18 protein-coding genes are annotated in these 23,714 nt (G+C 59.4%); 6 read left to right on the plus strand and 12 right to left on the minus strand.

What is annotated here, in order from left to right:
• Positions 1 to 299 precede the first annotated feature (299 nt).
• Both CRO62_RS10480 and CRO62_RS10485 read right to left on the minus strand, forming a co-directional pair.
• Positions 300 to 1,781 (minus strand): TRAP transporter large permease, encoded by a 1,482-nt coding sequence (locus CRO62_RS10480; RefSeq protein ID WP_003510985.1) that lies wholly within the window; start codon positions 1,779 to 1,781, stop codon positions 300 to 302.
• A 32-nt stretch (positions 1,782 to 1,813) separates the two neighbouring features.
• On the minus strand, positions 1,814 to 2,353 hold the full coding sequence (locus CRO62_RS10485) for a TRAP transporter small permease subunit (RefSeq protein ID WP_003510982.1): 540 nt from the start codon (positions 2,351 to 2,353) through the stop codon (positions 1,814 to 1,816).
• 415 nt (positions 2,354 to 2,768) lie between these two features.
• On the opposite strand from CRO62_RS10485, the gene CRO62_RS10495 reads away from it, so the two are divergent.
• Together CRO62_RS10495 and CRO62_RS10500 are read left to right on the plus strand one after the other, a co-directional pair.
• Positions 2,769 to 2,993, plus strand: a complete 225-nt coding sequence (locus CRO62_RS10495; protein ID WP_003510978.1) for an aa3-type cytochrome c oxidase subunit IV — start codon at positions 2,769 to 2,771, stop codon at positions 2,991 to 2,993.
• 83 nt (positions 2,994 to 3,076) lie between these two features.
• Complete coding sequence (locus tag CRO62_RS10500; protein ID WP_097100464.1) at positions 3,077 to 3,610, plus strand: hypothetical protein; 534 nt, start codon at positions 3,077 to 3,079, stop codon at positions 3,608 to 3,610.
• A 62-nt stretch (positions 3,611 to 3,672) separates the two neighbouring features.
• Here the strand turns inward: CRO62_RS10500 and CRO62_RS10505 are convergent, their stop codons facing one another.
• Positions 3,673 to 4,926 carry an NAD(P)/FAD-dependent oxidoreductase gene (locus tag CRO62_RS10505; protein WP_097100111.1) on the minus strand — a complete coding sequence of 418 codons (1,254 nt, stop codon included), beginning with the start codon at positions 4,924 to 4,926 and terminating at the stop codon, positions 3,673 to 3,675.
• Positions 4,927 to 5,258: 332 nt separating this feature from the next.
• On the opposite strand from CRO62_RS10505, the gene CRO62_RS10510 reads away from it, so the two are divergent.
• Positions 5,259 to 6,995, plus strand: a complete 1,737-nt coding sequence (locus CRO62_RS10510) for a methyl-accepting chemotaxis protein (RefSeq protein WP_097100112.1) — start codon at positions 5,259 to 5,261, stop codon at positions 6,993 to 6,995.
• Positions 6,996 to 7,065: 70 nt separating this feature from the next.
• On the opposite strand, the gene CRO62_RS10515 is transcribed toward CRO62_RS10510, so the two are convergent.
• The 8 genes from CRO62_RS10515 to CRO62_RS10550 form a co-directional block, all read right to left on the minus strand.
• Positions 7,066 to 8,385 carry an LLM class flavin-dependent oxidoreductase gene (locus CRO62_RS10515; RefSeq protein WP_179784493.1) on the minus strand — a complete coding sequence of 440 codons (1,320 nt, stop codon included), beginning with the start codon at positions 8,383 to 8,385 and terminating at the stop codon, positions 7,066 to 7,068.
• Positions 8,386 to 8,403: 18 nt separating this feature from the next.
• Positions 8,404 to 9,750: an MmgE/PrpD family protein gene (locus CRO62_RS10520; protein ID WP_097100113.1), complete on the minus strand. Its 1,347-nt coding sequence runs from the start codon at positions 9,748 to 9,750 to the stop codon at positions 8,404 to 8,406.
• Between the two features lie 4 nt (positions 9,751 to 9,754).
• Positions 9,755 to 10,555 (minus strand): amino acid ABC transporter ATP-binding protein, encoded by an 801-nt coding sequence (locus CRO62_RS10525; protein WP_097100114.1) that lies wholly within the window; start codon positions 10,553 to 10,555, stop codon positions 9,755 to 9,757.
• A gap of 12 nt (positions 10,556 to 10,567) precedes the next feature.
• Positions 10,568 to 11,350, minus strand: coding sequence for an amino acid ABC transporter permease (locus CRO62_RS10530; RefSeq protein WP_013761604.1), 783 nt, complete (start codon positions 11,348 to 11,350; stop codon positions 10,568 to 10,570).
• Positions 11,347 to 12,090: an amino acid ABC transporter permease gene (locus CRO62_RS10535; protein WP_003510965.1), complete on the minus strand. Its 744-nt coding sequence runs from the start codon at positions 12,088 to 12,090 to the stop codon at positions 11,347 to 11,349. The genes CRO62_RS10530 and CRO62_RS10535 overlap by 4 nt, the downstream gene beginning before the upstream one ends.
• 203 nt (positions 12,091 to 12,293) lie before the next feature.
• Positions 12,294 to 13,133, minus strand: coding sequence for a transporter substrate-binding domain-containing protein (locus tag CRO62_RS10540; protein ID WP_003510963.1), 840 nt, complete (start codon positions 13,131 to 13,133; stop codon positions 12,294 to 12,296).
• A gap of 267 nt (positions 13,134 to 13,400) precedes the next feature.
• Positions 13,401 to 15,689 (minus strand): NADP-dependent malic enzyme, encoded by a 2,289-nt coding sequence (locus CRO62_RS10545; protein WP_097100115.1) that lies wholly within the window; start codon positions 15,687 to 15,689, stop codon positions 13,401 to 13,403.
• Positions 15,690 to 15,849: 160 nt separating this feature from the next.
• Positions 15,850 to 16,824 (minus strand): LysR family transcriptional regulator, encoded by a 975-nt coding sequence (locus CRO62_RS10550; RefSeq protein WP_179784494.1) that lies wholly within the window; start codon positions 16,822 to 16,824, stop codon positions 15,850 to 15,852.
• Between the two features lie 327 nt (positions 16,825 to 17,151).
• Between CRO62_RS10550 and CRO62_RS10560 the strand changes: the two genes are divergently transcribed.
• Both CRO62_RS10560 and CRO62_RS10565 read left to right on the plus strand, forming a co-directional pair.
• Positions 17,152 to 19,581: a glucose/quinate/shikimate family membrane-bound PQQ-dependent dehydrogenase gene (locus CRO62_RS10560; protein ID WP_097100117.1), complete on the plus strand. Its 2,430-nt coding sequence runs from the start codon at positions 17,152 to 17,154 to the stop codon at positions 19,579 to 19,581.
• A gap of 266 nt (positions 19,582 to 19,847) precedes the next feature.
• Positions 19,848 to 21,278: a mannose-1-phosphate guanylyltransferase/mannose-6-phosphate isomerase gene (locus tag CRO62_RS10565; protein WP_097100118.1), complete on the plus strand. Its 1,431-nt coding sequence runs from the start codon at positions 19,848 to 19,850 to the stop codon at positions 21,276 to 21,278.
• An 86-nt stretch (positions 21,279 to 21,364) separates the two neighbouring features.
• Here CRO62_RS10565 and CRO62_RS10570 read toward each other — a convergent pair whose 3' ends face one another.
• Positions 21,365 to 22,087: a CPBP family intramembrane glutamic endopeptidase gene (locus CRO62_RS10570; RefSeq protein WP_097100119.1), complete on the minus strand. Its 723-nt coding sequence runs from the start codon at positions 22,085 to 22,087 to the stop codon at positions 21,365 to 21,367.
• Between the two features lie 309 nt (positions 22,088 to 22,396).
• Here CRO62_RS10570 and CRO62_RS10575 point away from each other — a divergent pair, with 309 nt between their 5' ends.
• Positions 22,397 to 23,629, plus strand: coding sequence for an ABC transporter substrate-binding protein (locus tag CRO62_RS10575; RefSeq protein ID WP_097100120.1), 1,233 nt, complete (start codon positions 22,397 to 22,399; stop codon positions 23,627 to 23,629).
• The last annotated feature ends 85 nt before the right edge of the window (positions 23,630 to 23,714 follow it).

A 23,714-nucleotide genomic window follows, 5' to 3' on the forward strand; every position in this document is an offset into this window, starting at 1 on the left:
CGGACCGGACAAAAGCCTCGGGGACTTCGGTCTCCGGGGTTTTTGTTGTGCCGTCGCGCCTGCATGCGCCCGACAGGAAAGGGCGATTGACGATCAGGGCTGTCGGAAGCAAAAGCAGCGGGCTCAGTGACTGGCTGCAGTGTCGGCAAGGATTGGCCACGCCGACCTCGGAAAAACCGGACAGGCTGGTCGATGACTGTCAGGTTCAATTTCCATACAGAGTAAATGGAAGGCAGGGTGCAACCCTGTCTTCCACTCAGCAACGATAAGTTCTCCGAAAAATCCTTAAAAGACGCCGGTTAAGGCCCGATCTTCGGTGGTTCACCGAGGTTAGGCATGCCTGGCAACCCACCCGGCTGGCCTCCTGGCAGGCCGAAATTGGGCATGGTGTTGCCGCCCTGATTGCCGAAGGCAGGCACTTCGATCTTGATGGAGTTGAGGTCCACCTGGGGTGCTTTGTCCAACCAGTAGGTGACGGATTCCGGCCAGAAGATCACGATGGCGACGAGGATGAGCTGCATGCCGAGCCAGGGAATGGCACCCATGTAGATATCCGAGGTCTTGACCGTGCGCGGCGCGATTGAGCGCAGGTAGAACAGCGCGAAACCGAAGGGCGGGTGCATGAAGCTGGTCTGCATGTTGATGCAGATCAGCACGCCGAACCAGATCAGGTCGATGCCGAGTGCCTGCGCGATGGGTGCGAGCATCGGGATGACGATGAAGGCGATCTCGAAGAAATCGAGGAAGAAGGCGAGGAAGAAGATGAAGATGTTGACGAAGATCAGGAAGCCAATCGGGCCGCCAGGAATGCCCGACAACATGTGCTCGATCCACAGAGAACCGTCCATGCCCTGAAAGACGAGGGAAAAGCAGGTGGCGCCTACCAGGATGAACACCACCATGGACGTGATGTGCATGGTGGAATGCATGCCCTGCTTGACGAGATCCCAGGTGAGGCGGCGGTGGGCTGCGGCCAGCGCCATGGCGCCGACGACGCCGAGCGCGCCGGCTTCCGTTGGTGTTGCAAGGCCGAGGAAGATGGTGCCGAGCACGAGGAAGATCAGCACGATGGAGGGCACCATGCCCGCCAGCACGCGAAATACCAGTGCACGGTTGAGTTCGCCCCGCGCTTCCGGCGGCAAAGCAGGCAAATCCTTCGGCCGCACGATCGACATGAACAGGATGAAGAGCATGAAGATGGCGACTTGCAGGATCGACGGGCCGATCGCGCCGAGATACATGTCGCCGACGGATTTACCGAGCTGGTCGGCAAGAACGATCAGCACGAGCGAAGGTGGAATGACCTGCGTGATGGTTCCCGACGCGGCGATGACGCCGGTTGCAAGCCGCGGATTGTAACCGTATTTTAGCATGATCGGCAGCGAGATGACGCCCATGGTGATGACGGAGGCCGCAACCGTGCCGGTGATCGCGCCAAGGATTGCGCCGACGATGATGACGGCATAGGCGAGGCCGCCCGGAATGGCGCCGAACAGCTTGCCCGTGCCTTCAAGCAAATCTTCGGCAAGCCCGCATCGCTCCAGGATCGCGCCCATGAAGGTGAAGAAGGGAATGGCGAGCAGCAGGTCGTTCGAGACGATGCCGAAGATGCGCAGCGGCAAGGCCTGAAGGAAGGCCGGCGAAAAATGCTCGGTGAAGATGCCGATGACGCCGAAAACCAGACCGACGGTGGCAAGAGAGAAAGCGACCGGAAATCCGTAGAGCATGAAGATGATCATGCCGAGGAACATCAGTGGCGGAAGAATACCATATTCGAACATGGGAAATATCCTGAAGGTTCAGATCGCGGCGATCATTGCAGGGGTTTTTCGTACTTCGTATCGAGCGCATAAAGCCCGTTGAGGGCGCCGATGCGCTTGATGAGTTCGGAAAATCCCTGAAGAACCAGAAGGGCGAATCCGGCGAAGATGATGAGTTTCACCGGCCAGCGGATGAGCCCGCCGGCATTGGAGGACATTTCGTTCTGATGCCAGGAAAGCATGAACATCGGCCAGGAAAGCCAGGCCAGATAAAAGCAGGCGGGCATAAGAAAAAGTACGATGCCGATGATGTCCACCCACAGGCGCGTGCGAGACGAGATAGCCCCGTAGATGATGTCCACCCGCACATGTTCGTTCATGCGCAGCGTGTAGGAGGCACCCACCAGCACGATGAAGGCAAACATGTACCACTGGATTTCGAGCCAGCCGTTTGAACTATAATTGAAGGTATAACGCACCATGGCGTTTCCGGCGCTGACGAGGCAGCAGACAAGCACCAGATAACCGGCGACCTTGCCCAGAGCTTCGCTGACAAGGTCGATCAGCGCACTTAATTTCAAAAGCGGTTTCATGACTTTCCCCTCTTCCCTTGCCGGGCCCTTTGCGGGTTATGGTGGCAAGCAAGCCGGTCGGCCATCGTGACGGGCACGCCTCCACGCGTATCCGCACAGCCAAATTCCGGCGTTCCTCCCCACAGAATCCCGTGTATGGGCAGGTTGTCCGAAAAGCAACCGAAACCACTGTTAAACCGGCCGCATGGCCGCCGTTTTCAACCGTTTACAAAAGAATGTTGCACGACGGCACGCTTTGCACGGCATACCGTTTGCCCCGCTTGCCATCGATGTTCTTTCGTGTGGAACGCATTGCACTTTTCGTCGACTTCATGTTACCTCTGGCTCCGGAGAATCCGGCATGGGCCCGTTATCGTCCGCGGGGCAAATTGTCTTGTGCGGCGGGTATGGCGGATGGAGCAGAAGGGGAAGCGGAATGAGCGAACACCACACAGGTCCGGTCGAAGTTGGCGCCGAGATGAACTACGCCGAGCATGAAAAGACCTATAACGCTTTTCTTGCCATGACGAAGTACGGCACGATGCTGGTCTGTGTGCTGATGCTGGCCATGGTCGCGGGTTTCTTTACGTCCGTGGGTTTCCTTGGCGGCCTTATCGTTTTCCTCGTGCTTTCGGCTGCGGGTTTCATTCTGCTGCGCTGAGCGACGCTGTTCGCAAGCGTTTCGCGGCGCAGGACGTTGCGATGCCGGGCAACCGGCAGGCCCAAACCCGGAAAGGCGAAGCAATGAAACGCCTGTTTTCCTGGCTGTTATTACTGGCGGTGATGTCGCATCCCGCTTTGTCGCGCGATCTTTTGCCGTCCGAGCAGGACAAGCTGCGAACACAGATAGAGCGGTTCAGCGCCGCCTTGAATGCGCAGGATTTTGATTTTGTCGGCCGGACGGTGCCGCCGAAAATCTTTGAATTCATTGCAAACGACGCGGGTGTTTCCGTCGGGCAGTTGCGTAGCGCTCTGACCACGCAGATGCAAATGGCGCTTGCGGCAGTCAAGATCACCGAATTCACCATGGACACGGCGGCGATCAGTGTGCAGCAGACGCCTGATGGAACGCCCTATGCACTCGTTCCGACGAAAACGGTGATGGAAACCGGCGGCCAGACGATCGAAGCGAAATCCCATACGCTGGCGCTTATCGACGGTACGCAATGGTATTTGCTGCGTGTGAGCGATCAGCAGCAGGTGACGATCCTGCGAAAGGTCTATCCGTCCTTCGCCCCGGTGGAGTTTCCGGAAGATTCCGTACAGCAGGTGAAATAGCGCACAGACGTCCGCTTAAACTGTAAAAACTCTAACCAGCTTGAAACCGGATTCCCGCATTTTCAGGAAAAACGCCCCGGACGGAACGGATCGACCGATATTGCGGTCTCCTCACCGTTTGCCAGTTGCGTCACGAGGCGGGCGGTAGCTGCCGATTGTGTCAGCCCCAGATGACCATGGCCGAAGGCATAGATGACGGAAGGTGTGGTGCGCGCGGTGCCGATGACGGGAAGACAGTCCGGCATCGAAGGGCGGAACCCCATCCATTGCTGGCCGCCTTCAACCTTAAGACCGGGCAGGAAACGCCCGGCTTTCTTGAGCATGGCCTCGGATCGCTTGAAATTCGGCTTCAATTCCAGACCGCCCAACTCGACTGCGCCGCCAACGCGGATACCAGAAGATAGCGGGGTGACGACAAAACCGTGGTCGTTGAAATAAAGCTGGCGCGTGAGGTTGAAGGCGCCGGCGGGCAGGGTGGTGTTATAGCCGCGTTCGGTTTCCAGCGGCACGATGTTGCCAAGTGTTGCGGCAAGCGGCTTGGACCACGCGCCGCAGGCGATCACCACCTTGTCGGCGTCGATCTTGTCGCCGTTTTCCAGGGTCACGATCGTACTTTCGCCGACGGCGTCGATGCGTTCTGCCTCGCCCTTGCGCAGCTTTCCGCCACGGGCGATCACCAGATCGAAAATGGCACGGGTGAAGTCGTAGGGATCGGAGACCTGCAAGCCATCAGGCGAGAACATGGCGTGGCGGAATTGCGGGGCAAGACCCGGCTGCAACTCGTCTATCTCGTTGCGGCCGACACGCTTGGAAGAGAAGCCTGCCTGTTCCTTTTCATCCCAGTCTTTGCGGGCAGCGTTGAGGCTGGCTTCGCTGTCGTAAAGATCGAGCGTGCCGGTTTTCGCGACAAAGTGCGAGAGCTCCGGCATGGCGGCGACATGGGCCATTTCGGTGGCAGACAGCCGGTTGATCTCGCTGAGCGCTCTCAGGCCGTGGCGAAAGTTGCGCTCAGCGCTGGCGCGCCAGAAACGCCACAGCCACGGCGCGATCTTCGGCGCATAGGCAGGCGGCACGCTGAGCGGGCCGAGCGGATCGAAAAGCCAGCGCGGTGCTTTTCTCATGATGCCGGGGGCGGGAATGGGGATGATTTCGGGAAAGGCCAGGATGCCGGCATTACCGGAGCTCGCGCCCCGGGCAACTTCACCGCGCTCCAGAAGAAAGACCTCACGCCCGGCATTTTGCAGGTAAAGCGCCGCCATCGAACCGATAATGCCGGTGCCGATCACCAGCACGTCGCATTTCAGGGTTTTGGTCATCGGCGCTCCTGCAACACAAATCTTTCAAGCCCGCCATAACAATGAATGCCGTACCGATGAAAGCCCGTATCGCTCTGCTGCGGCAGAAATATCAGCACTGTGGCAAATAAGCGGTTCTCATCCGGTGCGGACGGGTTGGTAAAGGGAGCGGGGTCTGAAGTATTCTTGCCAACAGTTTCGGCCATTGGACCAATAGTTATGGGTCATCATTAATTGCTATTTAACGGTGTCCGGCTAGGTTTCGCGTGCACGCAGACCGATCCGTTATTTTCATCTCTTTGGCATCGAGGAGGAAAGGTCCGCATACAGGTTATTGTTGGGAGTTCAAAGACATGTCTCAATTTTTCAAACTCGGTACGGACGCATCTGCGGTACTTGATGCCCTAAGCCGCTCGCAAGCCATCATCGAGTTCGATCTGACTGGAAAAATTCTGAAGGCGAACGACAATTTCTGCAAGGCGGTCGGCTATCAGCAATCAGAAATCATCGGACGCCCTCACAGCATGTTCCTGTCTCCCGAAGATGTAGCGTCACCCGAATACAAGGCCTTCTGGGCGAAACTCTCACGCGGCGAATACGATCAGGGCCAATATCGGCGGCGGTCGAAAACCGGCGACGACATCTGGATTGAAGCCTCCTACAATCCGGTTTTTCGTTTCGGCAAACCTTACAAGGTGGTCAAGATCGCTTCCGATATCACGGCGACGAAGCGCCGAAGCACCGAGGATAACGGCAAGCTGGCGGCGCTTTCGCGGGCGCAGGCGATGATCGAGTTCACGCCCGAGGGGAAAATTCTCTCCGCAAATGAAAACTTCCTGACAGCACTCGGCTACACAGCGGAAGAGATCATCGGCAACCATCATTCGATGTTTTGTGAGCGTGGCTACGTGCAGTCCGAAGAGTACCGGAATTTCTGGAAGGATCTTAGTAAGGGCGAGTTCTCGACCGGTCAGTTCATGCGGCTTGGCAAGAACGAAAAACGCGTCTTCATCCAGGCGTCCTACAACCCGATCATCGACGAGCGGGGAAAAGTCGTCAAGGTGGTGAAATTCGCCTTCGATATAACGGACCGCGTCCATGCGGTGGAAGAACTGGGCGCTGCGCTTGAGCGTCTTTCCCAGTGCAACATCCGCGTCACGCTCGACAAGCCTTTCGTGGGTGAGTTCGAGGGGCTGAGACGGGATTTCAACAAGTCCATCGCCGAATTCCAGAAAACCCTGGAAAATGTTCTTGGGCAGACCGATGACCTGACCAGAAGCAGCCAGGAAGTCAGCGAAGCCTCTGTTCATCTCGCCGAAAGATCGCGTGAGCAGGCCGTGGCGCTGGAGGAAACCTCGGCGGCGCTGGAAGAAATCACCGCGACCGTACGGGCATCGACGGAAAACACCAAGGAGACCCGAAAACTCGTTCAGAGTGCGCGGACGTCAACGGCGGCTTCCACGGAAGTCGTTGGGCGTACCGTCAACGCCATGCAGCGCATCGAGACGGCATCGCGGGAAATCAGCCAGATTATCGGCGTTATCGACGAAATCGCCTTCCAGACCAACCTTCTTGCCCTAAATGCGGGCGTCGAAGCCGCGCGCGCGGGCGACGCGGGCAAGGGTTTTGCGGTCGTGGCACAGGAGGTGCGCGAACTTGCGCAACGCTCCGCCAGTGCCGCCAAGGAAATCAAGGCGCTCATCAACAATTCCGGCACCGAGGTTCTGGAAGGCGTGCGGCTTGTCGGCGAGACAGGTGAGGCGCTGAAGCAGATCGATGCGCTGGTGAAGCACATTGACGGCAATGTCGATATGATCGCCAAGGCCGCCGATGAACAGGCCTTAGGCATCAGCGAAATCAACCGTGCAGTCAACCAGCTCGACCGGATGACGCAGGAAAACGCGGCGATGAGCGCGCGCACGACCGCCATTAGCGCTACCCTTGCCCAGGGTGCGGATGTGCTGGCGCAACTGGTCAGCCTGTTCAAACTGAACCGCCGCGCGACCCAGCGCGACGACGGGGCATCCATTTCATCCAACTCGTCGCGGACGAGCCACAGTGTGAAACTGTCGGGAAGGAAAGCGGCCTGACGGATCGGCGACAGCCTGCTTCCACGTAAGCCTCTTGTCATGCGGATGCCCGTCGCCGGGCATCCGTTTTTTATGCCTGCAGGGCAGGCCTGTTGATGCCGAGATGGTCGCGCAGCGTCGAGCCTTCGTATTCTTTGCGGAACAGGCCACGTTCCTGCAAGAGCGGTACAACTTCGCGGTTGAATTCGTCCAGCCCACCGGGGAAGAAGGGCGGCATGACGTTGAAGCCGTCTGCGGCGCCGTTCTCGAACCACTCCTGCATGCGATCCGCAACGTCCTTGGCCGTGCCCATGACGATATGGTGGCCACGACCAGCTGCAACGCGCAGCGCCAGTTCCCTGATCGTCAACTTTTCGCGGCGCGCCAGTTCGGTCAAAAGTTCGGCGCGGCTGCGCAACTGGTCGGAAATAGGCAGGTCCGGCAGCGGGCCGTCGAGATCGTACTCGGTAAGGCTATGGCCGATGCGTTCCTCAAGCAACGGCATGGCGCTCTTGATGTCGGTCCAGCGGTTCAGCTCCTTCAGCTTTTCGCCGGCCTCTTCGAAGCTCTTGCCTATGATGGGCATGAAACCGGGCATTACGGCGACGCTTGAGGGATCGCGGCCGAATTTCTCCACTCGCGCCTTTAGGCTGGTGTAGAAGGCCTGCGCCTCGGAAATGGCCTGCTGGGCGGTGAAGACGATATCGGCGGTGCGGGCGGCGAGATCCTGTCCCGGGCCGGAGGAGCCGGCCTGAATGAGAACCGGGTGACCCTGTGGCGAACGCGGAATGTTCAGCGGACCCTTCACCGTGAAATATTTGCCTTCGTGATCGAGAATATGGACCTTCTGCGGATCGACGTAACGGCCGCCTTCCTTGTCCTTGACGAAGGCGTCGTCGTCCCAGCTGTCCCACAGGCCACGCACGACGTTCACATATTCTTCCGCAACGGCGTAACGCTCGTCATGCTCGGGATGGCTCTTGGAGAAGTTCGCCGCCGTGCGGGCATAGGAGGTGGTAACGATGTTCCACGCCGCACGCCCGTGGCTGAGATGGTCGATGGAGGCGAAGGCGCGTGCTGTGTGATAGGGCTCACCATAGGTGGTGGAGGCGGTGGCGGCCAGTCCGATCTTGTTTGTCACCATGGCAAGCGCCGCAAGCAGGGTAAGCGGCTCGAAACGGGCGATCATCGAGGGATGGGCGTCGACGCCGCTGGTGAGGCCATCGGCCAGAAAGACCATGTCGAACTTGGCCTCTTCGGCCATTTTCGTGACGCGGGTCAACAGGTCGAAATTCTCGCTGCCGGCCTCCGCATCCGGGTGACGCCAGCCGGAAACGTGGTGGCCGGCTCCTTGCAGGAACAGGCCAAGATGCATCTGTCTTTTGCGGGTAGTGGTGGTCATGGTGATCATGCCTTTATTTCGGTCGTGTTATATTTGCGTTGCCAGAAGCGCTTCTAGCTTCTTGAGGTCGGCTGAGGTTTTCATGGTCCGCACCAGTGCCGGAATTCCGGCGAATTTTTCATTGCCGCCGGTGGCGTCGGCAAATTTTTCCGTGGGGTCATCAATGCCGGGAAGACCGTCAATACGGCGCGACAGCACCGTGCCATCCTTCTTCGTCACGTCGATGACCACGAAACGGGTGGTAGGATCCGGCGAGAGGCGGCGGGCGGTCTCATCGTGCCGGCGCGAGACTTTTGCGGAAAGTGCAAGCAGGTCGGCGCGCGCAGGGCGTTCGTCGAAATGGGTGATGCCGAGTGCGCCATCCGCTAGTGCGGCTGCGAAGACATATTCGGCGCTGAAACGCGCATCGATGCCCGTGGCGGGTGTGGCCGAACCCACAAGAGCGGCATCGCCGCCCGGGGGAAAGGTGATGACTACCGTTTCGATTTCATCTGGTGCCAGATCATTGGCGCTGCGCAGTGCAAGCGCACCGACGGCAACAGGGTGGCTGGCGGTGCAGCAGGGAAATGCCTTGAGCGTCAATCCGGGAGAGACGATCTGCCAGGGTGTGCCCCAGCCGGACAGGAGCCGTTTCGGCTGTTCCGCGCCAAAGGCGAAGGCGGAATAAAAGCCGATAGGGTTTTCCAGAAAATCCGGCGCGCCCTGAAAACCTGATCTTGCCAGCTGCGCGGCGGTGAGGCCAGCGCGTGTCGCAAGCCCGGCATGCAGGGGCTTCGCATCATAACCGAATTGCAGGCGAAGTCCGGCAGATTGCGTGGCGGCAAGGCCGAGTGCGATAGCGGCCGTCTGCGGGGTGAATTTCAGAAGATGGGCGATGGCCGCTGCCGCACCGATGGGGCCGAGGGTCGCGGTGGCGTGGAAGCCATTTTCGTAATGCTTGGTGCCGAGCGACAGGCCAAGCCGCGCCATGGTTTCCAGCCCGACAATATAGGCGGCGATAAATGCGTCCGCCGTAGAGCCTTCCTCGACCGCAACAGCCAATAGAGCGGGAACTATGGCGACGGTGGGGTGGCCGCGTACGCTGCCGTGGACGTCGTCATAATCCAGCACGTGCCCCGCATGACCATTGATGAGGGCGGCGGTGAAAGCATCCGTGCGCAGATCATGGCCGACAATGCCCGCCGTGCCGGATGTGCCTGACGTAAAGCTGTCGATGAGGATTTTCGTGCTTCGGTCGGAAGCGCCACCCAGCATACAGGCAAAAAAGTCGATCAGCGCCGTACGGGCGATCGTCACAGCCTCTTCGTCGCGGAGCGGATCAGAGGCGGCGATGGCTTCTGCCAGATGAAGGGTGAGTTTTTCGTCGGCGGTCATGGCGTCAGATCCCTTCGCCGTCGGCGACCCGTGCCACCTGTCCGCCGAGGCCCTTTACGAAGGCGTTGATACGCGGATTGGTAGACTTGTAGAAGATATGCTCCGGCGTGCCCTGATCGACGATTAGGCCGTTTTCCGTGAAGACGATATTGTCGCTGATTTCCTCGGCGAAGCGCATTTCGTGGGTCACGAGAATGCTGGTCATGCCGTCATTGACGAGATCGCGGATGACGGCGAGCACTTCGCCCACGGTTTCCGGATCGAGTGCGGAGGTAACCTCGTCGAACAGCACCAGTTCAGGCCGCATGGCAAGCGCGCGGGCAATGGCCACACGCTGCTGCTGGCCGCCGGACAGCTGACCGGGATAGGCATCCACTTTCTGCGACAGGCGGACTTTTTCCAGCAATTCGCGGGCATGATGCTCGGCTTCCGCCTTCGGCGTGCCGAGGATTTTGATCGGCGCGATGGTGATGTTTTCCATCACCGTCAGATGCGGGAAGAGGTTGAACTGCTGGAAGACAATGCCGATACGCTTGCGCAGCGTTATGCGCTCAGCTTCCGTTTTCAGCTGATCGACGCGGGTGCCGCCCACGGTGATCTTGCCAGATTGCGGAATGAGCAGGCCGTTGATGCAGCGCAGGATCGTGGATTTGCCCGAGCCGGAAGGGCCGATGATGGAGACGGCGTCGCCCTTGTTGACGGTGAGATCAATGCCTTTGAGCACTTGATTGTCGCCGAAGGACAGGTGCACGCCTTCCAGTTCAACCAGAGCTTTGGCGGCGGTTTGGGGGGCGGATGCGGACATGGTGTATTCCAATCAGCGGGAAGCGAAGCGCCGTTCAAGGCGCTGCGTGAAACGGGACACTGGATAGCAGAACAGGAAGAACGCCATCAGGACGGTGAGATAGACCACGACGGTGAAATCGTTGCGCTGCACGGCGGTGCTGGCATCGGTTGCGGCGTGGAGAAGCTCATGCACGCCGACCAGCGAGGCAAGCGCCGTGCCCATGGTGATGGAGGCGTAAAGGTTCATCCACGGCGGCAGCGAGCGCTTCACGCATTGCGGCAGGATGATCCAGCGCAGCGTCTGGTTGCGCGAAAACCCGAGGCCCTGCGCTGCTTCCCATTGTGCGGTGGGAATGGACTGGATGGCGCCACGGGTGATTTCGGCGATGTGGGCGCTGGCCGGAATCGCAAGGCCGACGACGGCCTTGATCCAGTCTGGAAACGGAATGTAGTTGCCGAAGGCGACGATCTCGAAGGGGAAGATGTAGGTCGCGGCGAAAATCAGCACCAGATGCGGGGCGTTGCGGAAGATTTGCACGTAGGTGAGCGCCGGCGCGCGCACGAGGCGATAGGGCGCAAGCTCCATGATGCCAAGCACGACGCCGATGATGGTGCCGATGGCAATCGCCAGGATGCTGATCAGCACATTCATGGCAAAACCCTTGCCGAGATAGGGCAGCCATTCCAGCAGCACCTGTCCGAGCGAGGGATCGAGAACCAGCCACAGCACGACGGCAACCAGCACGCCGCACAGAAGAATGGTGCCGAAAGGCAGCTTCTTCGCCGCCTGTGTTGGAGAGACCACCGCGCTCATTGACCGAACCCCGGAACCGCAAGACGCCGCTCAAGCCACAGGCCCGCCCTTGCGACGATGAAATTGATGACACTGAAAAAGATGAGGATCACCAGCATCAGTTCGACCACATTGTCGCGCTGCGTCCAGATCAGGATCGAGGCATAGGTGATTTCACCGACCGCAATCGCCGAGCCGACGGTGGTGAGCTTCACCAGATTGATGAGATTGTTGATGATGGAAGGAAGTGCCGTGCGGATTGCCAGCGGAAATTCCACGTAACGTAAAATCTCGAAAGAGCTGAAACCGATGGCGCGTGCCGCCTCGATGGTGGTAGCCGGCACCGCCTCGATACCGCCGCGCAAGGCTTCCGCATGGAAGGCGGCAACGTGCAGGCCGGTGATGGCGACCACCCAGAAGAACGGGGTGAGCGGATTGTTCTGCGCGCCGCCGAGCGCGTTTGAAATCAACATGTTGAGCACAAGGAAACCACACATCAGCTGCACCAGCGTCGGCGTGTTGCGCGTCAATTCCACATAGGCGCGCACCGGACCGGCGAGCCAGCCTTTGCCTGACGTGAGCATGGCGGCGAAAATGAAGCCGAAAACGAGGCTGAGCGGCAGGGTGACGGCGACGAGGATGAGCGTCATCTTCATGCCGTCGAGCCATATCTGAACCTCGTAGCCGCTGTTCAGAAAGTCATAGTTGAGGCCTATATGCGCGGCCAACTCTATGAAACGCGCTGTAAATCCATCCTGCATCGGATATCCATGCTGTTGTCGCGGCTGCCGCCCGGCAGGCGGTGCCAGAATGACCTGTCTTGCTATAAAGCAGAAAAGAACGGCGGGCGAAACCGGCCGTTCTCAGTGGTGAGGGGAAATCTCCGTGATGGCAGATGCCCCTACGACATGCCGGTCCCCCGGACCAGGTCCGGGGTGACGGAGCAAGCGGGAGTGCCCAGCCTTTACTGCGCCGCGGAGAGCTTCGTCTTCTGCTCTTCCATGAAGCCGATGCTCGGCAGGCGGTTGGCCTTGGCGAATTCGATCATTTTGCCGGAAGCGTGCAGCTCCTTGACGATCTTGTCGAGTGCAGCCTGCGTGTCGGCCTCGCCCTTGCGCAGCCAGATGACGGAGTCAGAAGGGATAAGGTCGGTGGGGATCAGGATGCCGTAATCCTTCCACTCATCGGCGCGGTCCTGAAGCATCAGGCTCAGCGTGCCGTTGACGTGCACGGAGACATCGCAATTGCCGCCCTTCAGCGCGAGCAGCGATTCCGGCTGGCTCGGCAACGCCTTTACCTGCGCGCCATATTGCTCGATCAGCGGCTGGGTGTAGTTGGAGCCCTGCGATACGCAGGCAATCTTGCCCTTCAGGTCCGGCCAGTCCTTGATGCCCGAGTCCTTTCGACCGATGGCTGCGCCGCCCTGGCGGTCATAGGGGGTGGGCACGTAATCGAGCGTTTTGGCGCGCTCTTCCGTGTACTGCATGTTGGCGATCAGAATATCGACCTTGCCCTGCTGCAGGAACTGCACGCGGTTGGGCGGGGTCACGGTTTCGGTCACCAACTCCACACCGAGACCGGCGGCCAGCGCCTTGGCGACGTCGATGTTGAGGCCCTTCTGCTCCTGCGTCTTCGGATCGATGAAACCGAAAGGCGCGCCGGACAGGATGACGCCGACGGTGAGCTTGCCGCGACCCTTGATACGGTCGAGCGTCGCATCCGCGTGAGCGGCGGTGGCCATCGAAGCGATGACGACGGTTCCGGCGATGAGTTTTGCGGCAAATCTGGAGAAGGAGAGGGCCATGGGTATTTCCTTTTGGTTGTGGGTGGAAACTACATGAGGCGTCCGTCGAGAGCGAGAATTGGCGTTGCGCAAAAAATCGTATAAATAAAATCGTGTTCCAATAAGTTCTCTGGTGAGAAAAAATAACCTAATAATTTGAAATCGTAGAATCTTGTTCTTACGGCGGCGGGGTTCGGCGCTTTGGCATATCCTCACCACAGGGCGAGGATATGCTGGCTATGCTTGGGCATTTTGAGCGCCCTTCTCCCGAAGAGCGCTCCCACATCGTTACCGACCGGCGTTATAAGCCGCGATCGCCGCCATATTGACGATGTCGCTGTCCTTGGCACCCATCGAGGTGATCTGCACCGATTTGTCGAGGCCGACGAGAAGCGGGCCGATGACGGTCGCGCCGCCCAGTTCCTGTAGCATCTTGGTGGAGATCGAGGCGGAATGGATGGCGGGCATGACCAGCACGTTGGCCGCGCCGGAAAGGCGGGCAAAGGGATACTGGCTCTGCATGCGATGATGGTTCAGCGCCACATCGGCCGACATTTCCCCGTCGACCTCAAAATTGACGTTGCGCTTGTCGAGGATTTTCACCGCTTCGCGCACCTTGTCGGAGCGTTCGCCAACCGGCTGGCCGAAGGTGGAATAGGCGAGCATCGCTACACGCGGTTCGTAGCCGAAACGGCGGGCGAGACCGGCTGCTTCTTCGGCGATATCGGCAAGGTCTTCGGCAGACGGCATGTCGTGCACGGCGGTATCTGCCACGAAGACCGTTCGGTTGCGCGACACGACCAGCGAAACGCCGATGACACGGTGGCCGGGTTTGGTGTTGATGCAGCGGCGGATATCCTCGAGCGCCGTGGAATAGTTGCGGGTAACGCCAGTCACCACGGCGTCCGCATCGCCCATCGCCACCATGCAGGCGGCGAAATGGTTACGGTCGTTGTGGATCAGGCGCTGCACGTCGCGCAGCAGGAAGCCACCGCGCTGCAACCGCGCATAGAGATAATCGACATAGGCATCGACACGGCTGGAAAGGCGGGCATTGGTGATCTCGATATTGGCGCGGTCGAGATCGATGCCGGCACGCTCCGCATTGGCCTTGATGATGTCGTCACGGCCGAGCAGGATGGCGGTGCCAAGCCCCTGCGCGGTAAACGAGATCGCTGCGCGCATCACCTGTTCTTCTTCCGCTTCGGCGAAAACGACCCGCTTCGGAGAGCGGCGCACACGCTCGTAAAGGCGCTGCGTGGTCGACGCCATGGGGTCTCGGCGGGCGGAAAGCTCGCGGGCATATGCATCGAGATCGGGCAATTCGCGGCGAGCGACGCCGGTTTCGATGGCGGCCTTGGCCACGGCCACCGGAATGGCCGAGATCAGTCGCGGATCGAAGGGAACGGGAATGATATATTGCGATCCGAAGCGCGGGCGGTTGCCCTGATAGGCGGCGGCCACATCATCCGGCACATCCTCGCGGGCAAGATCGGCCAGCGCCTGTGCGGCGGCAATCTTCATCGCGTCGTTGATCTGGCTTGCGCGGACATCGAGCGCGCCGCGGAAGATATAGGGAAAGCCGAGGACGTTGTTGACCTGGTTCGGATAATCCGAACGCCCGGTCGCCATGATGGCGTCATCGCGGATGCGGGCGACTTCTTCCGGGGTGATTTCCGGGTCAGGGTTGGCCATCGCGAAAATGATCGGCTTCGGCGCCATGGAGCGGATCATCTCTTCGGTGAAGGCACCCTTCTGCGACAGGCCGAAGACGACATCTGCGCCCTTCATCGCCTCAGTCAGCGTGCGGTTGTTAGTCTTTACCGCATGGGCGGATTTCCACTGGTTCATGCCTTCGGTGCGGCCCTGGTAGATCACGCCCTTGGTGTCGCAAAGCGTGATGTTTTCGGGGTTGAAACCCATGGCCTTGATGAGGTCCATGCAGGCGATGGCAGCAGCACCTGCGCCGTTGCAGACGAGCTTCGTCGTCTTGAAGTCTCGGCCGGTCAGTTCGATGGCGTTGATGAGACCGGCGGCGGCGATGATGGCGGTTCCGTGCTGGTCGTCATGGAAAACGGGAATGTCCATCAGCTCGCGCAGGCGGCTTTCGATGATGAAACATTCCGGCGCCTTGATGTCTTCCAGATTGATGCCGCCGAAGGAGGGGCCAAGGTAACGCACGCAATTGATGAATTCGTCGGCATCTTCGGTATCAACCTCGAGATCGATGGAATCCACATCCGCAAAGCGTTTGAACAGAACGGACTTGCCTTCCATGACAGGCTTGGAGGCGAGCGCGCCGAGATTGCCGAGACCGAGGATCGCCGTGCCGTTGGAGATCACTGCCACCATGTTACCGCGTGTCGTATAATCGTAAGCCGTCGCCGGATTTTCGGCGATGGCTTTCACCGGCACGGCCACTCCCGGCGAATAGGCAAGCGACAGATCCCGCTGAGTCGCCATCGGCTTGGTCGGGGTGATTTCCAGTTTCCCCGGTCTGCCTTGCGCGTGGAAATCCAGTGCTTCCTGATCCGTAACCGATGTTCTGGGGCTGGCGGGCTTCGTCGTGTCGGACATGGGCTGAGTGTGCTTTCGTGTCGATAACAGTGTAAAAATATCCGTCGTTGTTATTGTATTTTTCGCGCGCGTGCCAAGCGTTGAATGTTGTTCAGTGCAGCAAATTTAGCCGTGGCGAAATTTGTGGCCGATTCAATCGATTAAGTGCGTATTGTCGGCGTTATAGGTGGGGCTGGTAAGCCTGCCGTACCATATTCACGAAGGCCTCCACATGGAGGGCAAGCGGACCGCGCCTGACGACCAGCACGCTATCTGACCAGGCATCGGCGCTTTCGAGCGGTACACCCGTGATGCCCCTTGTGGAGCGCACGGTGCTTTCCGGCAGAATGGAAATTCCCGCGCCAGCTTCCACGAGGGCAAGGATGGTGCTGACGTTGGCGATGCGCATGCCGATTTCCGGCTCACAGCCTGCATCCTCGAAAAGGGAAAGCGCGCTGCTGCTGAGCCCCAGGCCGATCTCGTCCACCGGCAGCAGCAGTTTTTCCCGCACGATATCGCCAACCGAAACCCTGGGACGGGAGGTGAGCGGATGGCGCTCCGGCAGGGCGACGCACAGTTTGGAGCGGTCGAAGGGCATGGCCCGCAAGCTCTGCGGCAATTGGGGCAGGGGTGCGCGAATGAAAGCGACGTCTGTCTTGCGCGTCGCCACCTGCTCGATCAACTGTTCCATCGTCATGCCGGGCAGGAGTTCCAGCGTGACCTCCCTGTGGTCGTTGCCATAGCGGGTGATCAGCGCCGGCAATTTGCGTTCCGCCATCACGCTGGTGCCGAAGCCGATTCGCAGCGTGCCGAGCTGGCCGCGCCTGATCTGATGTGCCTTTTCCAGCGCGCCCTTGGTGCGGGCAAGAATTTCCTCCGCATCGAGCAGCATCGACTGCCCAGCCGGCGTAAGTTCCACACCGCGGTTGACACGGAGGAAAAGCTTGAAGCCCAGATTTTCTTCCAGTTGCCGGATACGCTGGGTTACGGCCGGTTGGGCGATGCCCAGTTGCAAAGCGGCCGCGCGGAAATTTTTGGCCCTTGCGGCTTCCACAAAAATGGCGAGCTGGCGAATATCCATCGGCGGAGAGGTCTTTGTGTTGTAGGTGTTGATATGGTATAAGCGCAGCTTATCAAAAATGCCCGTCTTGCGCATTGTCATCTTGTCGCAGGCGACGTTATACCGCACCGAGGTTTCGGTCGCCCAGTGCCTGCATGCGGGCCTCTGCGATACGAACTTGGGAGGATTTGTTCGAGCACATTGTCCGCCGTCCATTGGGGCCGGCGATAAACTGCAGTGAATGGGTCAAAATGACAGTCACCACGGAAGTCTCCCGCACCATTGTTCCCCATTTCGCCTCGTCGCCTTCAGCGCATCTTCGCCCAGCCGTAAGTGCAGCGGACTGTCTGGCCTGGGCCGGGCATTGAAAGATCATCGGGCGTCAGCCTTCGCGGCGGCTCTCCTAACCGGATATCTAATTTCATGAGTAAACCAGCAACCTCAACGTCGCTTGTAGCCAGATTATGGCTCTTCGTGCTCGGCGCTGTCATCGTCGCTGCGGGACTGTTCTTCGCCATTGGCGGCGGGCAGCTCGCAACACTCGGCGGTAGCCTCTATTTCGTCTTGGCGGGTATCGCACTGATCGTCTCCGGCTTGCTTATTCTCCTGCGCAAGCCCGCCGGCGCGCTCCTGTTCGGCCTTGTCTTCATCGTCAGCGGTGTTTGGGCAGTGTGGGAAGCCGGACTGCACTTCTGGCCGCTCATCTCCCGCCTGCTGGCGTTGGGCGTGGGCGCCACGGTGGTTGCGCTCTCCTATCCGCTGCTGCGGCGCGCGGCTGGCAAGACGCCCGCTTACGGCGCTTCCTTTGCCCTGGCTGGCGTTCTGGCCATCGCGTCCGCTGCCGGTTTTGCCGGCATGTTCGTGCCGCATCCGACCGTCGCCTTCAAGGGTGAGGTTGCTGCAATGACGCCGGTAACGCCGGAAAAAGAGCAGAAGAACTGGGAACATTACGGCAATACGGCGGGCGGCAGCCGCTTCGTTGCGCTTGATGAAATCAACCGCGATAACGTCAAGAACCTTGAGGTGGCATGGACCTACCGGACCGGCGACACGCCGATCAGCCCCGGCGCGAACGGTGCGGAAGATCAGGAAACGCCGCTTCAGGTCGGCGACACCGTGTTTGTGTGCACACCGCACAACAATGTCATCGCGCTCGACGCCGATACCGGCGCACAGAAGTGGAAGACCGAAATCAACGCCAAATCCACCGTCTGGATGCGTTGCCGTGGTCTTGCCTATTTCGATGCCAAGGCGCCGCTGAAGCAGCCGACCGCTCCGGGCGCAACGCCTGTCACCCCGGCGATCGTAGCCGACGGCGCGCTTTGCCAGCGCCGCATTCTCATGAACACCATCAACGCGGAACTCATCGCGCTCGACGCCGACACCGGCGCGTTTTGCCCGGATTTCGGCACCAATGGCCGCGTCGATCTGAAGATCGGTCTTGGTGATGCGCCGGACCCACAATATGTGCTGACATCGGCCCCCACACTGGCCGGCACCACCGTCGTGGTCGGCGGACGTATCGCTGACAACGTACAGGTGGATATGCCTGGCGGCGTGATGCGCGGTTTCGACGTGGTGACGGGTGAGCTTCGCTGGGCTTTCGATCCCGGCAACCCTGAAATCACCAAACTACCGCCTGAGGGCCAGACCTATACCCGTTCCACGCCGAACGTATGGGCATCCATGTCCTACGATCCGGAGCTGAACACGGTCTTCATGCCTGTGGGCAGCCCCTCGGTCGATCTTTATGGCGCGACGCGCACACCGCTCGATCATAAATACGGCGCTTCCATGCTGGCGCTCGATGCCACGACCGGCCGCGAAAAGTGGGTCTACCAGACGGTTCATAACGATCTCTGGGACTTCGACGTGCCGATGCAGCCGAGCTTCATCGATTTCCCGAAGGCTGACGGAACGACCGTTCCGGCTCTGGTCTTCGGTACCAAGGCCGGTCAGATCTATGTGCTGGACCGGGCGACTGGCCAGCCGCTGACCAAGGTGGAAGACGTTCCGGTCAAGGCCGGCAACATTCCGAACGAGCCATATGCACCAACGCAGCCGCGTTCGGTGGGCATGCCGCAAATCGGTGCGCAGACGCTGACGGAAGCCGATATGTGGGGTGCCACCCCTTTCGATCAGCTTTTGTGCCGTATCGCTTTCAAGGGCATGCGTTATGAAGGCCTCTATACGGCGCCGGGCACGGACCTCTCCCTCGCCTTCCCGGGTTCGCTTGGCGGCATGAACTGGGGCGGCATCTCGACTGACCCGACGACCAACACAATCTTCATCAACGACATGCGCCTCGGCCTGTGGATTGAGATGAAGGAAGCGGCTCCCACCAAGGCAACGGCAAGCGGCGGCGAAAGCGTCAATACCGGCATGGGCGTTGTTCCCATGAAGGGCACGCCCTATGCGGTGAACAAGAACCGTTTCCTGTCTGCTCTCGGCATTCCCTGCCAGGCTCCGCCCTATGGCTCGATGACTGCGATCGACATGAAGACGCAGCAGATCAAGTGGCAGGTTCCTGTCGGCACCGTTGAGGATACCGGTCCGCTTGGCATTAAGATGGGTCTGCCGATCCCGATCGGCATGCCCACGCTCGGCGGAACGCTTGCCACCCAGGGCGGTCTCGTCTTCATCGCCGGAACCCAGGATTATTATCTGCGCGCCTTCGATACGGCGACCGGAAAGGAAGTCTGGAAGGCGCGCCTTCCGGTCGGCAGCCAGGGCGGCCCGATGAGCTACAAGTCTCCGAAGACAGGCAAGCAATATGTCGTCATCTCGGCCGGCGGTGCACGTCAGTCTCCTGACCGTGGCGACTACGTGATCGCTTACGCGCTGCCGAACTGATCCTGACAGGTCATCGCTCTGAAAACGGAAACCCGGGCCATTCGCCCGGGTTTTTCTTTGCGGCCTGTCAAAGCGACTGATCGCCCTTTGCGCGGAACCTCACCCTGTGCGTTGCGTTAGCAAACGGGTCCGACATTCACCAAGCTTTCACAAGGCGAACTTATGAGCTTGCGCTTATCCGCCCGTGAATCGATGATGGCAGCATTGGTAAATATGTATATTGTCCGGCCCGCCGGAAATTTTTTAAAGTTGGAAAGGTTTTTATTGTGACGGAACAATCTCGAAAGATCACGCCGGTTCTTCTTGCTGGTGGGGCGGGATCACGGCTTTGGCCGGTATCGCGCGATCAGTTGCCCAAGCAATTTCAGCCGCTGGTCGGCAATCTTTCGACCTATCAGCAGACACTGACGCGCGTGGCCGACAAGGCGCTTTATGCCGAGCCGCTGGTGATCACCAACGAGGATTTCCGCTTCTTCGCCCGCCGTCAGGCTGAGGAGATCGATCTTCCGGCTACGGTGGTTCTCGAACCCGCCCGCCGCGACAGTGCCGCCGCCATGGCCGCTGCCGCCGTGCTGGCAGAGCGCCGGGAGCCGGGATGCCTGGTGCTGGCGCTTGCCGCCGACCATGTGGTGCTGGATGCCGACAAATTCTCAGAGTCCGTGAGGCTTGGCGCCAGGGCGGCCGATCAGGGCAATATCGTCGTTTTCGGTCTGGTGCCAACCGAACCGCGCACCTCCTACGGCTACATCAAGCCTGGTGAAGCGATTGATGGTGAAGCTGACCTGAGCATCGTCGAGGCATTCGTGGAAAAGCCGGATGTGAAGACGGCAATCTCCTATCTGGAGAAGGGTTATCTCTGGAACTCCGGCAACTTCCTGTTCCGTTCCGACGTGATGATTGCCGAACTCAAGGCATTCGCGCCCGAAATTCTTGCGGCAGTAACGCAGTCGGTCGAACAATATGAAAGCGACCTTGGCTTCGTGCGCCTGCATCAGGCGAGCTTCGAAGCCTCGCCGAAAAACTCCATCGACTATGCGGTGATCGAAAAGACCAAGCGCATGGCGGTGGTGCATGGCCATTTCCGCTGGTCGGATATCGGCAGCTGGGACGCGATCTGGGAAATCGCCGACAAGCATGGCAACGACAATGCGCTTGAAGGCGACGGCGTCTTCATCGATTCCGAGGGCTGCCTGATCCATTCCACGCAATTGCTGACGACGGTGGTGGGCGCGAAGGATCTAGTGGTGGTGGCCACCAAGGATGCGGTTCTGGTGGTGCCGAAAAACCGGGTGCAGGATGTGAAAAGCCTGGTGGAAACACTGAAGGATGGCGAACACGCGCCGCGGACGCAAGCGCACAGGCGGGTCTATCGTCCGTGGGGTTACATCGAACATATGTATGTGGACGAGCGCTACCGCGTGGGCCACATCACGGTTGATCCTGGCCACCGCATCTCGTTCCAGAAACACTATCACCGCTCGGAGCACTGGATCATCGTCAAGGGCACGGCAACCGTAACGATTGGCGACGAAACCCGGCTGCTGACGGAAAACCAGTCCGTCTATATCCCGATTGGCCAACCGCACCGACTTGCCAATGAGGGGCAGATTCCGCTTGAGTTGGTCGAAATCCAGACCGGCGCCTATCTTGGCGAAGACGACGTTATCCGCATCGAGGATGATTATAAGAGGCAGTAGGACTACTGCCCGCACCGAAGCGGCATTTTATCCCGGCCGGCGGGGCCAGGATGATAAATCCCTAGCTTTTCTGTCGGTTCGACGGATCAGGCGACAGTTGCATTCAGACAATGGGCGAAGGCGTGCGAAAGCATCGCTGCTTCCAGCCCGCGACGCCAGAACAGCCACCCGAACATCAGTCCGGGGATAAAATTGCCGAGCAGGACACTGACAATCAGCAATGGTTGCGGATGAACGGCAATGGCAAACAGAAAGGGCAGGTGGCCCACGGCAAAAAGGGCCGCTGCGATGACAATGGCAGTCCACAGCATGACCGGCTGGACTTGCCCCTTGCCCACTATTCGCCAGAGCACCCATGCGAAGAATGCCATCAGGCCCCATCGGGTCAGAAGCTCCTCCGTTATGCCGCCATAGAGAAGCCGGGTGACGAGTGGGACTTCAAACGCCGCCATTTTTTCCATGGTTGCCGTATCGGTTATGGCAGGCAGGATCACAGACGAATAAGCGATCATCAACAGGCCGACGAGAAGACCCGTCAGCAAAGCTGATGGGGCTTGCCTGCGCAAGACTGGCCCGAACCCGGTTCCTTTCAGCCATGCATCGATCAGCGGAGTGCCCAGCCCGAGTTTGCCGGCGAGCGCTTGACCCGTCGCCACGGCAGCAATGATAAGGACTGCCGGCTGGACGAGCATAACAACCCGTATCGTGAAGGAAAGATCCTGTCCCGACGCCAGCCGTTCGAACGGTGCGAGCAAAAGCGATAACACGCCCGCCAGACCGATCATCAAAAGAATGTTCCAACGTTTCACGATCGCTCACCTTATGTTTGCCCGTCCATGCGGGCTTGGCACTCTGTGCGCGGGAACCGACGCCAAAGTCGGAAGACTATGAAGATACTACGTTGCCTGCAGATTACCGGTGCGCGATCCTTGTCGAACTATTCGGCATCCTTCCAATTTCTCAATCTTCTTTCTCAACAAAATCTAGCCGTTCGGCGCGTTTTGTATCGGCTCGAAACAGCGCGGCGAGCCGCGGCGAGATTCATTTTTTAGGCGGTTGCCTAATCAAAAATCTTCGCTTACGTTCCAACTGCAACGTTTCAGTGAGGGAGGAGACTCATGCGAATGCGCTTTATTTCTGCGGCCTTTTTGGCCAGTGTTATGATTCCGGCGGGTGTCGCTGGGGCTACCGATCTTGAAGTTACCCATTGGTGGACATCGGGCGGTGAAGCCGCTGCCGTTGCCGAACTTGCCAAGGCTTTTGATGCCACCGGCAACAAGTGGGTGGACGGCGCTATTGCCGGTTCGGGCGGCACCGCCCGTCCGATCATGATCAGCCGTATCACCGGCGGCGACCCGATGGCTGCCACCCAGTTCAACCACGGCAGACAGGCGGAAGAGCTGGTGCAGGCCGGCCTGATGCGCGACCTGACCGACGTTGCCGAAAAGGGCAAGTGGAAGGACTTCATAAAACCGGCAAGCCTGCTCGACAGCTGCACCATCGACGGCAAGATCTATTGCGCGCCGGTCAACATCCATTCCTGGCAATGGTTGTGGCTTTCCAACGAAGCGTTCAAGAAAGCGGGCGTCGAAGTTCCCAAGAACTGGACTGAATTTGCTGCCGCAGCACCAGCACTGAAAAAAGCCGGCATCCAGCCGCTCGCGCTCGGCGGTCAGGCATGGCAGGCCAATGGCCTGTTCGACACGCTGACGCTTTCGATCGGCGGCAAGGATCTTTATCAGAAGGTCTATGGCGACAAGGATGCCGAAGCAGCGGCCGGTCCCGACATGGCCAAGATTTTTGCGGCCGCCGTCGAGGCCCGCGACATGGCCAAGGGCACCAATGTTCAGGACTGGAACCAGGCCACCAACATGGTGATAACGGGCAAGGCTGGCGGCCAGATCATGGGCGACTGGGCGCAGGGCGAGTTCCAGCTTGCCAACCAGAAGGCGGGTACGGACTACACTTGCCTGCCGGGTCTCGGCCTTAACGACTATCTCACCACCGGCGGCGACGCCTTTTACTTCCCGCTGCTGAAGGATGAAGCAAAATCCAAGGCGCAGGACGTTCTGGCCGCAACCATCGTCGATCCTAAAACGCAGGTGGCTTTCAACCTTAAGAAAGGCTCGCTGCCGATCCGTGGCGACGTCGACCTCAATGCGGCCAATGACTGCATGAAGAAGGGTCTGGAAATTCTGGCCAAGGGCAATGCGCTGACCAGCACAGACCAGCTGATTTCTGCTGATACGCAGAAGCAGAAAGAAGACCTGATGGCGGAGTTTTTTGCCAGCGCGATGACTGCAGAAGATGCACAAAAGCGCTTCGCCGGCATCATCGGTTCCGCTGACTAACCGCAACCTCTTGTGCGGCGGGTGGCATCCATCCGCCGCAAGCTCCAGCGGGATGCGTAAACACGCAAGCCCGGAGGATTGGGGC

Origin of the sequence: Rhizobium sp. AN6A, from assembly GCF_900215635.1 — a bacterium.
Classification (GTDB): domain Bacteria; phylum Pseudomonadota; class Alphaproteobacteria; order Rhizobiales; family Rhizobiaceae; genus Agrobacterium; species Agrobacterium tumefaciens.